Origin of the sequence: Streptomyces sp. NPDC126497, from assembly GCF_040302425.1 — a bacterium.
In the GTDB taxonomy this organism is placed as follows: domain Bacteria; phylum Actinomycetota; class Actinomycetes; order Streptomycetales; family Streptomycetaceae; genus Streptomyces.
In genome coordinates this window covers 11,713-24,795 of sequence record NZ_JBEORT010000049.1, presented here as the reverse complement: position 1 = coordinate 24,795, position 13,083 = coordinate 11,713, and the positions used below count along the sequence as shown (strand labels likewise).

Below are 13,083 nucleotides of genomic sequence, written 5' to 3'. Positions count from 1 at the left end.
CGTCGGCTGGGGCTCGTGCCACAACCGTGCCAGATGCAGGGGTCAGCCACGGTCAACGCCGGTGCCCCGCGGTCGAGTAGCCGCCCTCTGCCTCGGTCGACGAAGCCGCAGCTCAGCCCTCAGATCACCCCGCCTCTCTCCTAAAGCGGGTGTCGCAGGTTCGAATCCTGCCGGGGGCACAGCAAGAAGGGCCGGCTCAGAGGTCGTCCTCATGCGGCAGCTCGGCACCGCACTCAACGCGGCGACGGCCGACGCGCCCAACGACACCGACGAGGAACACCTCGCCTCGCGAGCGTGGCCCGAGGTCGTGGCGATCGCCGGACGCCTCGCACAGGTCATGGTCGCGAACGACCTGAAGGAGCTCGTCGCACTGCACGAGTCCGAATCGGCAACCGATGACGTGCTGCCCCGCACATCAGAAGCCGCACCGCAAGCGCACCAGATCGAGCGGGGAACAGCGGGGAACCCCGGCGAAGAGGGACCAGCCTGAAGAGACGGCAGGAGCACCGTTCGCCCAGTTCAGCGCCCTGGCTGGTTCCAACGTTCCGCAGCTTCCCAACTGAGGGCTTGGATGTCAGACCCAGCTGCTAACTTCCGCCGCTCCAAAGAAACGTAGGGGAGATGAGGGCTGATGGGAGCTTCGGAGTGGGACTACTACGTGCCGTACCAGGAGGACCTGAACGCTGCGCTTCAGCAGCTGCGGCGTGAGGTGTTCGAAGCTGGGGACTACTACTGGGTCAACGGCGGCGACTGGCGACCGGAAGAGGAGCGGGAGCGGCGGCCGCAGTCGCTGGAGGAACTGTGGGAGGACGAGTTGGTCCAGGAGGCCGGCACGCACTCAATCCTGGACATCTTCCGCGTCGTGGGGCCTGACGACACCCCGGACTACAACACCGTGGAACCCGTGACGGCCGAGGAAGCGCACGCGTTGCTGGGTACCGACAAGTTGACCCGTGCGCACGTCAAGGACTTCGACGTCTTCCCCCGGTCACGGTGGATCGGACGGTGCGCGGTGCTGCACGACGACGAAGGCCACCCCCAAGAGATTCACTTCTGGGGCCACTCGGGCGACTAGGCCGCAGGCCGAACACAGGGGCTGACATCCACGCCTGACATCAACGAGGGCGTACGCCGGCACATCCGGACGCCCATCGGCGACATGCGCGAGTGAGGACGCAGCCCTCGTAGGCGGTCGGTGATCGAACTCCTAAAGCGGGTGTCGCAGGTTCGAATCCTGCCGGGGGCACCACCGAAGAGGTCCCGGACCGATCATGGTCCGGGACCTTTGACCGTCACTGGCACTACCCGATCCCCCGCACGAGACTGAGCAACGGCTGAGACATCACCTCTGTGCCTGCTTCCGCGAGGCATGGTCTGATGGTCGGTGGCACCGAGCGTCCGGGGCCGTATCCGGGTGAACCATCGGCAATGGGGCACGGACGAAGTGCGACCGGTGCAACCATGGGCCTAGATGTCGGAAGGCGGGTGGAGGCATGGGTGTCGCGTACGACCACGTGGGCCCGTGGACCCTGGACGATGTCCTCGCTCTCGGTGAGGACACGCATCAGCGGGTCGAACTCGTCGGAGGGGCGCTCCTGATGTCTCCCGCCCCCAGCGTGCCCCATCAGCGGGCTTCACGCCGGCTCGCCGCCCTGCTGGAGCGGGCCGCCGACGAAGCGGGCGCGGACGTCGAGGTCCTGGAAGCCGTGAACATCAGCGTGCCTGACGGGCTCCTCATCCCTGACCTTGTCGTCGCAGATGCCGAAGCAGCCGCCGAGGCGGGCGTCGTCCTCAACAACGCTGCTGTGCTTCTTGTCGTCGAGATCGCGTCACCGGCCACCCGCCTCACCGACCGCAAACTCAAGCCGGCCCTGTACGCCGCGGCCGGCATCGAGCACTACTGGCGCGTCGACCTGGAGCCCGCCCCCACGCTCCACACCGCCATGCGCAACGGTTCCGGCTACCGCGATCTGGCGACCGTCCTGCCTGGCCAGACCGTCCAGATCGACGAGCCGTTCCCTCTCACCATCGATCCGGCCCGACTCGCTCGATAGAGAGACCCGAGCAGCCGGCGCAGCACACATTCGGCACACATGAGGCCGGGAAGCACTGCGAACGGCTGAGAACCAGCGAGGCGTTTTCCGCAGGTCAAGCACTCAGCGGTAATCGTTTCCCCAGGTCACAGCCCCGCCCGGAGGGATCTCCTGAAGCGGGTGTCGCAGGTTCGAATCCTGCCGGGGCACAGCGAGAAGGACCGGCTCAGGAGGGGTTTCCTCCCGGGCCGGCCCTTCGTCGTGTCCGGGTCCGTGCCACACGCGTGCCGCCAATGCCACGCGGATGCCACATTCCCTAACCCGATGGCCTCTCCTCACCCTCGCGGAGCACGTCCCGAACCTGACTCGGACGTCCGAGGACTTGACCAGGACGCGATGACGACCGTCAGGCGCCGGCGGCCGCGGCGTAACGGGCGGCTACGTCCTCCCAGTTCACCAGGTCCCAGAGCTTGGTGACGTAGTCCGGCCGGACGTTCTTGTACTGCAGGTAGTAGGCGTGCTCCCAGGCGTCGAAGACGAGCAGCGGGGTGCTGCCCTGGCCGACGTTGCCGTGGTGGTCGTAGACCTGCTCAACGATCAGCCGCCTGCCCAGGGGCTCCCATGCGAGCACGCCCCAGCCCGAGCCCTGCACGGATGTGGTGGCCACGGTGAGCTGCTTCCTGAAGGCCTCGAAGCCGCCCAGGTGCTCGTCGATCGCGGTCGCCAGCGCTCCGTCGGGGCGGTCGCCGCCGTCCGGGGAGAGGTTCTGCCAGAAGATCGAGTGCAGGACGTGCCCGGAGAGGTTGAAGGCGTAGGTCTTCTCCAGACCGACGAGGCCGGTGGGTGTGATCTGGTCCTTGTCGCGAACCTCGGCGATCTGCTCCAGCGTGTCGTTGGCTCCCTTGACGTAGGCGGCGTGGTGCTTGGCGTGGTGCAGTTCCAGGATCTCCGGCGTGATGGCCGGCGCGAGCGCTGAGTAGTCGTAGGGCAGGTCGGGAAGCGCGTAGGTGCCCATCTGGCGCGTCTCCTTCGGTGAGTTGATCGTCCTGGGACAGCCTACGGCGTTATTGCGAACAACTTGCAACAGCGTCCTGATTGCATCAGCATGAGTTGCGGCGGGGTCGGCCCGTCAGCTTTCGGTGGTGCGGCACCCGACATGGGTGCGGTCCTTCCAGGAAGGTGATCGTCTTCTCAACCGGCGTCCGCCGGATCCGGCCGGCCCCGCGCGCCTCGCCTTCAGCGGGCAGCACGCTCTTCGCACGGCGAGCTCTTCCGCGTCCATGGGCCGCCGGCCGACCTTCCCGCCCACAGCTCGCTTCGAAGGGCTGCCGGGGGGGGCACAGGCGGAAGGGCCGGTCCGGGAGGGGTCCCCTCCCGGACCGGCCCTTCGTCGTGTCCGGGGTCGTGCCACACGCGTGCCGCTGGAGTCCACGCGGGGTCCACGTCCCCCTGGCCGGAGGCCCCTCCCCCGGCGTCGCTGATCATGGCCCCGAGCCGGTCGGCGACGGCCCGGTCCCGGCGCTGGTCATGTGCTGGCAGATCAGCGCGGCCCGGGAGCCGCTGTGCCCCCTCCGCGTCATCGGCTCCCGCGCGCTCGCGCCGGCCGTCGAGGCCGACGGCTGCTGTCGGCGTACCGAGAGAAGGGCTCAGGCGTGTACGACGAACGTGCTCGGTCGTGGGACCGGGAGGACGGCCCTGCGGCCGTGGGGGTGCCCGCGAGCGTCCATGACCCGACGGCTGCCCGAACCCGGGGCACGCGGACGTAGGCTCTCAAAAATGCGGATAGGCGAGTTGTCCAAGCGCACGGGCGTGAGTCCGCGCTCACTGCGGTACTACGAAGAGCAGGGCCTGCTGGCCAGCTCACGCTCCGGCGCGGGGCAGCGTCACTATTCCGATGCCGCGGTCCAGCGCGTGTCGCTCATCCGACAGCTGTTCGACGCGGGTATGTCCAGCAGGGTGATCGCGACCGTGCTGCCGTGTGTGGACCTCCCGGGCGACCTGGACGTCGCCGAGGAGACGTTCACGGCGATGACGCGCGAGCGCGACCGGATCGACGCCGACATCACGCACCTGATCGAGACCCGGGATGCACTCGACGTGCTGATCAGGGCCAACAGCCGACACCGGGCGGAGCTGTCCACGGCCCCGGAACCGGTGGCGCGGTCGACCTGATGCTGTGATCCACGTCTCATCCGGTTGCCCCTCACATCGATGTCAGAGGTGAGGATGGCGACAGCGCCCGGAACCACCGGGCCGGTCATGCGAGAGGCGGCGGAAGATGGGGCAGGCGTGGGGTTTCGGCAGGTATGGCGGGCCCGAGGTACAGGAGTTCTTCGATCGTCCCGACCCCGTCCCCGGTCGCGGCGAGGTGCTGATCCAGGTCGACGTCGCCGGCGTGAATCCCCTCGACCACCTTCTGCGCTCGGGGCTGGTCGACGGGCTCGACGGCGGGCGTCCGTTTCCCCGTGTGCTGGGCATGGAGGCAGCCGGAACCGTGCTCGCCCGGGGCGAGGACGTCGACGGGCTCGAGGTGGGTGACGCGGTCTTCGGCTTCGCACTCACCGGTGGCGGCACCTACGCCGAGACGACGGTGCTGTCCGCGCCGAACACCGCGCGCATCCCGGAGGGGCTGTCCGCGACCGTGGCGGCAACGCTGCCGGTGGCCGGGACGACCGCGGTGGACGTGCTCGACCAGCTCGACCTCCCGGCCGGTGCCACGGTCCTGGTCAACGGAGTCGGGGGCGGGGTCGGCCTCGCCGTCGCCCGGCTGGCCGTCGGGCGCGAGCTGCGTGTGATCGGCACCGGGAGTACCGCCAAACGCGAGCACGCCGAGGCCATCGGGGTGCGGTTCATCGACTACACCGCCGAGGACGTCGCCGCCGCGGCACGCGAGCTGGTTCCGGACGGCTTCGACGGGATCGTCGACCTGGCCGGCGGCACCTCGCTGCGGACGGTCGCTCCGCTGGCCCGGAATCCCCGCGACGTCATCGCCGTGGGTGACATGTCCGTGCCCGATCTCGGTGGGCGTTTCGTCGAGCGTCGCGTCGACCGCGAGAACCTGGAGCGGTCGGCCCGGCTGGCCCTCGACGGGCTCCTCGCACCCGTGATCACCGCGGTCCATCCGCTCTCCGACGCCCCGGCCGCCCTCGCCACCGTCGAGAACGGTCACGCCTCGGGCAAGGTCGTCGTCAAGGTGGCATGAGAAGTGCCCCGGCCGTCCGACGCCGTCGGCCGTCCGTACGCCGCCGCACTGCCCTGATGGCACCTGGCCGGCATGCGCAGGGTGTGGTCGCCGAAGTCCGCGACCGAATCCAGCCTCCCACCGAGCGCCTCCACGGAGCGGGCGATGACGTCCAAGGTGGCGCCCGCACCGTGTTCGATCCGGGAGATCCGGGCGACGCCGACTCCGATCCGCGTCGCCACGTCCCGCTGGGCCGACCCCGACTGCCCGCGCGCTTCGGTGAGTCGGTGACCGCGTGCCTCGGCGGGAAGCCGGCGAGACCCTGCCTCCGCCTCGGCCGGTTGAGGCGACCGGCACGAGCTCGGACGCTCGGACGTCCGTACGGTGGCGCGTCCACCTGGACGCCCGGCACCGCGCCTGCTCCACGGTGCGGGTCGACGGCGGACGGGGTGGGAGCCGGGGTGAGGGGTGGCCCGGGACGTCCTGGAAGGTCCGCCGTCCCGGGTTCCGTCCGGGCGGACCGTGATGAGATGGTGCCGTGAGCCGCGCTGCAGAAGAGACCAATCGCCGTATGCTCCGAGCGCGCGACGTGATGGACCGCGACTACGCGCAGCCGCTGGACGTCCCCGCCCTGGCCCGCGTCGCACACGTGTCGCCGGCCCACTTCACGCGCACCTTCCGGGCCACGTTCGGTGAGACCCCTCACCGCTACCTGCAGCGTCGCCGCGTGGAACGGGCGATGTTCCTGCTGCGGGAGACCGACCGCAGTGTGACGGACATCGGTTTCGAGGTCGGCTTCACCAGCCCGGGCACCTTCAGCCGGACGTTCCGCGACATCGTCGGCCGGTCGCCCCGGACGTACCGCAAGGAGACGGCTGCCGTGAGCGTGCCGACGTGCTTCACGATGGCGTGGACTCGGCCGCATGCCTGACCGGCCGACAGAACGTCCTGCCCACTGAGCAGTTTTGGATAAGTTCTCGTCCCGGCTGATCGCTAGTGTCGGTGTCATGTTCAACGCCATCACGCAGTCACAGATATACGTCCTCGACCAGGACGAGGCCGTCGACTTCTACGTCGGCAAGCTCGGCCTGGAGATCACCGCAGATGTCGACATGGGTTTCATGCGCTGGTTGACCGTCGGCGTACCGGGTCATCCCGAGCGACAGATCCTTCTGGAGAAGCCGGGCCCGCCGGCGATGTCGGAGGAGACGGCGGAGCAGGTGCGCGAGCTGGTGACCAAGGGGGCCATGGGCGGCTGGCTCATCCTCACCACGGACGACTGCCGCAAGACCTACGAGACGCTGCTCGAGAAGGGGGTGGAGTTCACCGAGGAGCCCACCGAGCGTCCGTACGGGATCGACTGCGGTCTGCGTGACCCCTTCGGCAACCGCATCCGCTTCACCCAGCCGAAGGCCTGAAGCACTCCGGCACCCCGACATCCGCGAACGGTCACACCTCGGGTCCGGCGTACGGCACAGCGGAGTCGTACCTGAGCACCTCTGTCCGGCCGCCGTGCCGGTGAGCAGGGGCGGCGGGGGGGGAGGCACGGATCGAACCCCTACGGCGGTGGCTTCCTGGCGCTCGGCGGCATCGGCCAGCCGGCGCAGGCCACCAGTGCGCTGCCGTCCTCGGTGAGGAAGAGCAGGGTGGTCCATGTCCGATCGGCGGAATCGATCATCCCTGTGCGCACGGGCCGCCCATGTTCACGGACGAGCCGCACGGCTCGTTCCAGCCCAAGAGGCTCGAGTCCGTGCATCCGCATGCGCTGAAGGCGGCGCTCGAAGACTCCGACATGCCGGCCCGCGGGCTGTGCCCGATCTCCCACCCAGTAGGTGGCGCCGCTGCGGAGGGTGGCCAGAGCTGTCACGGACGCCTCGTCATCGCCGGTCAACAGCGATTCCAGCACGTGCCGTTCCATGGTCACCCCCGTTCGGATCTCGCGGTACGGCAGCCGGGTACCGCAACCCCAGCGGCCGCTCCTCACGGTAGCGTCCCTCCGGGCCCGCCCAGGGGCCGGTAGGACCGTCACTGACCGATCCGGCCGGAGCCACGCACCGGGAGATCGCGGCCGTGGTGCACCCCCACGGCCGCGCACAAGCGCACCGGATCCAGCGGGGAGCCACGGTGAAGGCGACCGGGCCCGACGAAGCTGCATCGCGGCCGTTCGTCCGGGTCGGCGTCGATCCCGCCCGCACATGATCGCGGCCTCCCCGGCTGAGGGCTCAGGCATCGTCAGTGGTGCCCTCTGGAGTGCGCAGCATCGGCGCCGGCCCGAATGCCCGGGGGCGGGACATGAAGGAGCCCGAACGGTGCGCACTGCTGCGGATCACCGGTGGGTACGGCGGCGGTGTCGTGGTCGAGTCGGACGACTCCCATGTCCCGGGCATCCCGGACGTGAAGGGGCAACTCCCGGTCCACGACGATTTCGTGGCCGGCGTCCTCGACACCCGCGTGGATCCGGGAGACCTGGCCGGACGGGCCCGCGTACCGGACGAGGTCGCCGCGGGGCGGAACACGGCCGACGACCGGCCGTCCGGGCCTCGTTCGCGTGGGACGCCGGCGCCGGGAACAAACGACCGCGCCGGGAACAGCCGGACCGGCCGGCGCGGTTACACCGGCCGGGGGACCGGCGCCGCACGGGTGGGGGACACGGAGATCACGAGATCGTCGGCTCCACCGGGATCCGGGCCCCGGGACCGCGGCACGCCCGCCGCGCACTCGGACCACGACGTATGTCTGCTGGAGGACTGTTCCATGACTGACCGGCCCTTGACGCTCATGGCGGTACACGCCCACCCCGACGACGAGGCCACCGGAACCGGAGGGGTCCTCGCGCGGTACGCGGCGGAAGGCATCCGCACGGTCCTCGTGACGTGCACCGACGGCGGTTGCGGTGACGGACCGGGGGGCGTCAAGCCGGGCGAGCCCGGGCACGATCCGGCGGCGGTCGCCCTGCTGCGCCGTCGGGAACTCGAGGCGAGCTGTGAGGTCCTGAAGATCAGCGATCTGGAGATGCTGGACTACGCCGACTCCGGGATGATGGGCTGGCCGAGCAACGACGCCCCCGGGTCCTTCTGGCGGACCCCCGTGCAGGAGGGCGCGACCCGACTCGCGGAACTCATGCGGCACTACCGGCCTGATGTGGTCGTCACCTACGACGAGAACGGCTTCTACGGCCACCCCGACCACATCCAGGCCCACCGCATCACGATGGCGGCGCTGGAGATGACCGCGCTGACGCCGAAGGTGTACTGGACCACGGTGCCCCGCTCGGCGATGCAGCGGTTCGACGAGGTCATGCGCGAGTTCCATCCGGACATGCCGGAGCCGGATCCTGCCGAGGCCGCCGCGATGGCCGAGATCGGCCTGCCCGACGACGAGATCACCACATGGGTGGACACCACCGCGTTCAGCGGTCAGAAGTTCGACGCGTTGGCCGCGCACGCCAGTCAGGGCGAGAACATCTTCTTCCTCAAGATGGGCAAGGAGAGGTTCGGCGAGTTGATGGGCATGGAGACCTTCGTCCGTGTCCAGGACGCCACCGGCGCGGCCCTGCCCGAGAACGATCTCTTCGCCGGACTGCGCTGATCCGCCCGTCCGGCCCCCGCGCAGGGGGGGGAGGCCTGCGGGCCGCTGTCGCGCGGACGTCGCGAGAACCCGGCGGACCCGGGCGGGGCCGGGGTCGCGGAGCATGACCCGGTCCGCGCGCAGCCGCCCGACCAGTGCGACGGGCAGGCCGGCAGGAGCGTGGGGCGGGTGGGCGGCGCCGCAGCCGGAATCCGCCATGGGCGGGATGCCCGGATCGTCCGGTCTCCGGTGACCCGCGCTCGTCGGCCCCACCCGGAGGAGAACGTCCACTCCGTCCGCGGACGCCCCGCGGCGGTCCGGGTGAGCAGGCGGGCCAGGGCTCGGCCGGCGGTCCGGGGGCGGGTGGTGCTGCCGCCGGTGCAGCGCAGCCGCCCGCGGTGTCGTACCGGCCCAGGGGCGACTGCGCGATCCCCGCTGCCGCGCGGTGGGAAAAGCCGGAACGGGACCGATCGGACAGTTGAGCTGTCATACGATCCCCTGCACAGGTGGCGATCGGCGACTCGAGGACGACGCATGGTTACCGGCTTGGTGGTGGACTCCCAAGGGTTTGAACTGGTCGTTTCCGGCCAACGGGTCGGCTCGCGCCGGACGTTGCGCACCTCCGACATCGACCTGCTCAACGCTCTCGCCGACCGGTATGTGGATGCCGTGCGTGCCGGCTCCAGGGAACAGGTGTTGCTCGGGGTGGGACGCGAGTTGTACCGGTGGCTCGACGGCGACCTCGGCCAGCTGACGCGCCTGCTCGACGCGGCTCCGCCGCCGCTGTCGTTCGAAGTCGTGGCGCCGGCCAGACCGTCTGCGGCTGCGTGGGCACTGCTACGGGCTCCGTTCGAGCTGCTGGTCACCCCCGAGGACGGATTTCTGGCCGAGGCCCCGCAGTCGTTCGCTGTGGCGCGTCGGCTCGGCCGGCCGGGCCCCGTGCAGGCTCCGGACGGATACCGGCTCGGGGTGGCGTTCATGGCGTCGGCGCCCCGGGGCCAGCACGAACTGGATTACGAGGCCGAGGAGATGGCCATTCTCAAGGCCGTCGGGGAGGCAAGCCTCGACCTTGTGGTCGAGGACTCCGGCAATCCCGAGCGTCTCGGGCTGCGTTTGGCCGAGCTCGGCGGAATGCCGGTGGTTCATCTGTCGTGTCACGGGCTGCACAACTGGCGGCCGGAGCCGGTCGGACCCGCCACCCCCGTCCTGTTGATGGAAGACGATGTGGGTGACGGACTTCCGACCAGCGCGGACACTCTGGTGAGCCTGTTGACTCCTCGGCCGCGGCTGGCGTTCGTGTCGGCCTGTCTGACCGCCACCGGTGCCGACGTGGCCGGGCATGTTCCCGCCGGAGCCGGCCGCCGCGGCGGTGCGACAGCCGAGCCGGGCGTGCCGGTGGCGCACTCGATGGCCACCGGTCTGGTGGCCGCCGGGATTCCTGCGGTCATCGGCTGGGACGGCTCGGTCAGCGACCGGGCCGCCACGCTGTTCGCCGAGCACCTGTATCAGCAGCTCAGCCGTCGTGTCGACGTGGCCGAGGCCGTCGCCCGTGCTCGCCGCCGCCTGCTGGCCTGCTCCGATGAGGTCCTGCGCGCCGATTGGCACCTGGCGCGGCTGTGGCTGGGGCCGGCCGGTGGCGGCCCTCTGGTGGCGGGAACCCGCAAGCGCCAGATGGTGCCCGCGCACCATGTGACCAAGACGTTCCTGGACCGCAAGCACGAGTTGCCGGTCGCGGCCGCGGAGATGTTCGTCGGCCGGCGTCCGGAGATGCAACGCGCGCTGCGGGCCCTGCGCGGCGGGCAGAAGGCCGGCGTGCTGCTCCACGGGCAGGGCCGGCTGGGCAAGTCGAGCCTGGCCGCCCGGATCGCCGACCGTCATCCCAACCGGGCCGTCGCGGTCGTGTTCGGTGACTACACCCCGGCGGCGATCCTCGACGCCGTCGCCGACGCCGTCGCCGCCAACCCTGCTGCCCGCACCCTTGTCGACGCCAGGCGCGACGAGGTGCGCCACCAACCGGAGCGCCTCAAGCCCCTTCTGATCGATCTGCTGGCCGGCCCCTGCGCCCAGGAGCTCGACGACGGTGGCAAGCCCCTCCTGCTGGTCATCGACGATCTCGAACAGATCCTGACCGCCGACCCCGGCGGCCCGCACCGGCTCGACCCTGAGCACGCCGCTGTGCTCGCCGACGTCCTCTCCGCCTTCGACCCCGCCCTCACGGACAGCCGGCTGCTGATCACCAGCCGCTACACCTTCACGCTCGACGGCCTGGAAGCCAGGCTGGAACCGGTCCAGTTGCAGCCCTTGTCACCGGCCGCCCGGCGCAAACTCCACCGCCGTCAGCAGGACCTCGCTCCGGCCGAGTACCTGACCCAGCGCGCCGACCTGGCCCAGCGGGCCCTGGACGTCAGCTGCGGCAACCCCGGACTTCAGGACCTCATCGGGCTGCGCCTGGTCTACAGCAGCGAGGTCGACCGAACACGCGCCGAAGCCGCCGTCGCCGACATGGAGGAATACCTTCACCGGGGTGACCTCCCCGCCGACAACGCCGACATCGGCACGTTCCTCGAGAACCTGGCCCTCGACACCCTCCTCGACCAGGCCGGCCCCGCCCACCGCGACCTGTTACGGGCCTGCACCCTGTTCGCACTCCCCGTCCCGCAGCCCGTCATCGACGTCCTCGCCGAGGCGGTCGGCGGATCGGCGTCCCGCCTGAGCGGCCTCGGGCTCCTCGACGCCTTTCCCGATCAATACCGCCCCGACGTTCCGGCCCTGGCCGTCAACGCCCTCGCGGCCGGACGTCTGGCCCCCCTCACCTCCGACGAACGGACCGCCCTCGCCACCCTGGCCGTCGAACCGCTGTACCACCGGTGGGGCGGTGCCGCACCCGCTCCCGCCCCTGCCCGCGGCAGCGATCTGGACCTGCAGCTGACCCGCCTCGCTCTGGCCGCCGACAACCCGGCCATCACCGCCGACTGCGCCGCTGCGGCCGTGTCCGCCCTGCGGCAGGGCCCGGCCTCCACCGCTGCCGAACTCGGCCACCAGGCGGTCGCTCTCCTCGACCGCCACAGCCACGAGGTTCCTGTCACCCTGCTGCGGGCCGTCGCCGACGCGGCCGTCACCAGCGGCGACGGCGACTCCGCCGACACCCTGCTCCAGCGTGCCGTCCGGCAGAGCCGCACCAACGACCGGCAGACCGACCCGGCCGGTCACGCAGTCCTCCTCTACGAACACGCCAACCGGCTGATCACCCGCGGTGAGCTCGACCAGGCCGAGGATCAGCTCCACCAGGCCCGTCGGCTGTTCACCGGCGTCGGCAACAGCCGCGGGGCCGCGCTCACCTGGGGGAAGCTCGCCGACATCCACCAGCAACGCGGCGAGACCGACGAAGCACTCCGCATCCACCGCGAAGTCGAACTGCCCGTGTACGAACGCATCGGTGACACCCGCGAGGCCGCGGTCGCCTGGGGGAAGATCGCCGACATCCTCCAGCAACGCGGCGAGACCGACGAAGCACTCCGCATCCACCACGAAGTCGCCCTGCCCGTGTACGAACGCATCGGTGACACCCGCTCCACCGCGGTCACCTGGGGCAAGATCGCCGACATCCTCAAGCAGCGCGGCGAAGTCGACGAAGCGCTTCGCATCCGCCGCGAGGTCGAACTGCCCGTGTACGAACGCATCGGTGACACCCAGGAGGCCGCGATCACCTGGGGCAAGATCGCCGACATCCACAAACAGCGCGGCGAGATCGACGAAGCACTCCGCATCCACCACGAAGTCGAACTGCCCGTGTACGAACGCATCGGCGCCAGCCGCGAGGCCGCGGTCACCTGGGGCAAGATCGCCGACATCCACAAACAGCGCGGCGAGATCGACGAAGCACTCCGCATCCGCCGCGAGGTCACCCTGCCCGTGTACGAACGCATCGGTGACACCCGCTCCACCACGGTCACCTGGGGGAAGATCGCCGACATCCTCCAGCAACGCGGCGAGACCGACGAAGCACTCCGCATCCACCGCGAAGTCGAACTGCCCGTCTACGAACGCATCGGTGACACCCAGGAGGCCGCGGTCACCTGGGGGAAGATCGCCTATATCCACAAACAGCGCGGCGAGATCGACGAAGCACTCCGCATCCACCGCGAGGTCACCCTGCCCGTGTACGAACGCATCGGCGACACCCGCTCCACCGCGATCACCTGGGGCAAGATCGCCGACATCCTCCAGCAACGCGGCGAGACCGACGAAGCACTCCGCATCCACCGCGAAGTCGAACTGCCCGTCTACGAACGCATCGGTGAC

12 protein-coding genes and 1 tRNA gene are annotated in these 13,083 nt (G+C 70.2%); 10 read left to right on the top strand and 3 right to left on the bottom strand.

Features of this window, described 5'->3' with window-relative positions; translation table 11 throughout:
• Window positions 1-211 precede the first annotated feature (211 nt).
• The 4 genes from ABTY20_RS20870 to ABTY20_RS20855 all read left to right on the top strand — a co-directional run bounded on the left by ABTY20_RS20870 (window position 212) and on the right by ABTY20_RS20855 (window position 2,242).
• Window positions 212-490 carry a hypothetical protein gene (locus ABTY20_RS20870; protein WP_351998505.1) on the top strand — a complete coding sequence of 93 codons (279 nt, stop codon included), beginning with the start codon at window positions 212-214 and terminating at the stop codon, window positions 488-490.
• A gap of 141 nt (window positions 491-631) precedes the next feature.
• Entirely contained in the window at window positions 632-1,075 is a 444-nt protein-coding gene (locus ABTY20_RS20865; protein WP_351998504.1) for a hypothetical protein, read from the top strand.
• Window positions 1,076-1,493: 418 nt separating this feature from the next.
• Window positions 1,494-2,054, top strand: a complete 561-nt coding sequence (locus tag ABTY20_RS20860; RefSeq protein WP_351998503.1) for a Uma2 family endonuclease — start codon at window positions 1,494-1,496, stop codon at window positions 2,052-2,054.
• Between the two features lie 118 nt (window positions 2,055-2,172).
• Window positions 2,173-2,242 (top strand) — tRNA-Ser (locus ABTY20_RS20855).
• A gap of 197 nt (window positions 2,243-2,439) precedes the next feature.
• On the opposite strand, the gene ABTY20_RS20850 is transcribed toward ABTY20_RS20855, so the two are convergent.
• A complete protein-coding gene (locus ABTY20_RS20850; protein ID WP_351998502.1) occupies window positions 2,440-3,048 on the bottom strand; it encodes a superoxide dismutase in 609 nt (202 codons plus the stop codon).
• 761 nt (window positions 3,049-3,809) lie between these two features.
• On the opposite strand from ABTY20_RS20850, the gene ABTY20_RS20845 reads away from it, so the two are divergent.
• Complete coding sequence (locus tag ABTY20_RS20845) at window positions 3,810-4,205, top strand: MerR family transcriptional regulator (protein ID WP_351998501.1); 396 nt, start codon at window positions 3,810-3,812, stop codon at window positions 4,203-4,205.
• Between the two features lie 106 nt (window positions 4,206-4,311).
• Complete coding sequence (locus tag ABTY20_RS20840) at window positions 4,312-5,235, top strand: NADP-dependent oxidoreductase (protein ID WP_351998500.1); 924 nt, start codon at window positions 4,312-4,314, stop codon at window positions 5,233-5,235.
• Here ABTY20_RS20840 and ABTY20_RS20835 read toward each other — a convergent pair.
• Window positions 5,199-5,861: a helix-turn-helix domain-containing protein gene (locus ABTY20_RS20835; RefSeq protein WP_351998499.1), complete on the bottom strand. Its 663-nt coding sequence runs from the start codon at window positions 5,859-5,861 to the stop codon at window positions 5,199-5,201. The genes ABTY20_RS20840 and ABTY20_RS20835 overlap by 37 nt on opposite strands.
• On the opposite strand from ABTY20_RS20835, the gene ABTY20_RS20830 reads away from it, so the two are divergent.
• The gene (locus ABTY20_RS20830; RefSeq protein WP_351998498.1) at window positions 5,753-6,145 is read left to right on the top strand and encodes a helix-turn-helix domain-containing protein; all 393 of its coding nucleotides are present in this window, start codon (window positions 5,753-5,755) and stop codon (window positions 6,143-6,145) included. The genes ABTY20_RS20835 and ABTY20_RS20830 overlap by 109 nt on opposite strands.
• 76 nt (window positions 6,146-6,221) lie before the next feature.
• Window positions 6,222-6,632, top strand: coding sequence for a VOC family protein (locus ABTY20_RS20825; RefSeq protein ID WP_351998497.1), 411 nt, complete (start codon window positions 6,222-6,224; stop codon window positions 6,630-6,632).
• A gap of 140 nt (window positions 6,633-6,772) precedes the next feature.
• Here the strand turns inward: ABTY20_RS20825 and ABTY20_RS20820 are convergent, their stop codons facing one another.
• Window positions 6,773-7,120 carry a hypothetical protein gene (locus ABTY20_RS20820; RefSeq protein ID WP_351998496.1) on the bottom strand — a complete coding sequence of 116 codons (348 nt, stop codon included), beginning with the start codon at window positions 7,118-7,120 and terminating at the stop codon, window positions 6,773-6,775.
• Window positions 7,121-7,968: 848 nt separating this feature from the next.
• Between ABTY20_RS20820 and ABTY20_RS20815 the strand changes: the two genes are divergently transcribed.
• Together ABTY20_RS20815 and ABTY20_RS20810 are read left to right on the top strand one after the other, a co-directional pair.
• Complete coding sequence (locus ABTY20_RS20815) at window positions 7,969-8,802, top strand: PIG-L family deacetylase (protein ID WP_351998524.1); 834 nt, start codon at window positions 7,969-7,971, stop codon at window positions 8,800-8,802.
• A 513-nt stretch (window positions 8,803-9,315) separates the two neighbouring features.
• Window positions 9,316-13,083 (top strand): CHAT domain-containing protein (locus ABTY20_RS20810; RefSeq protein ID WP_351998495.1); only part of this gene is annotated, 3,768 nt, incomplete at its 3' end.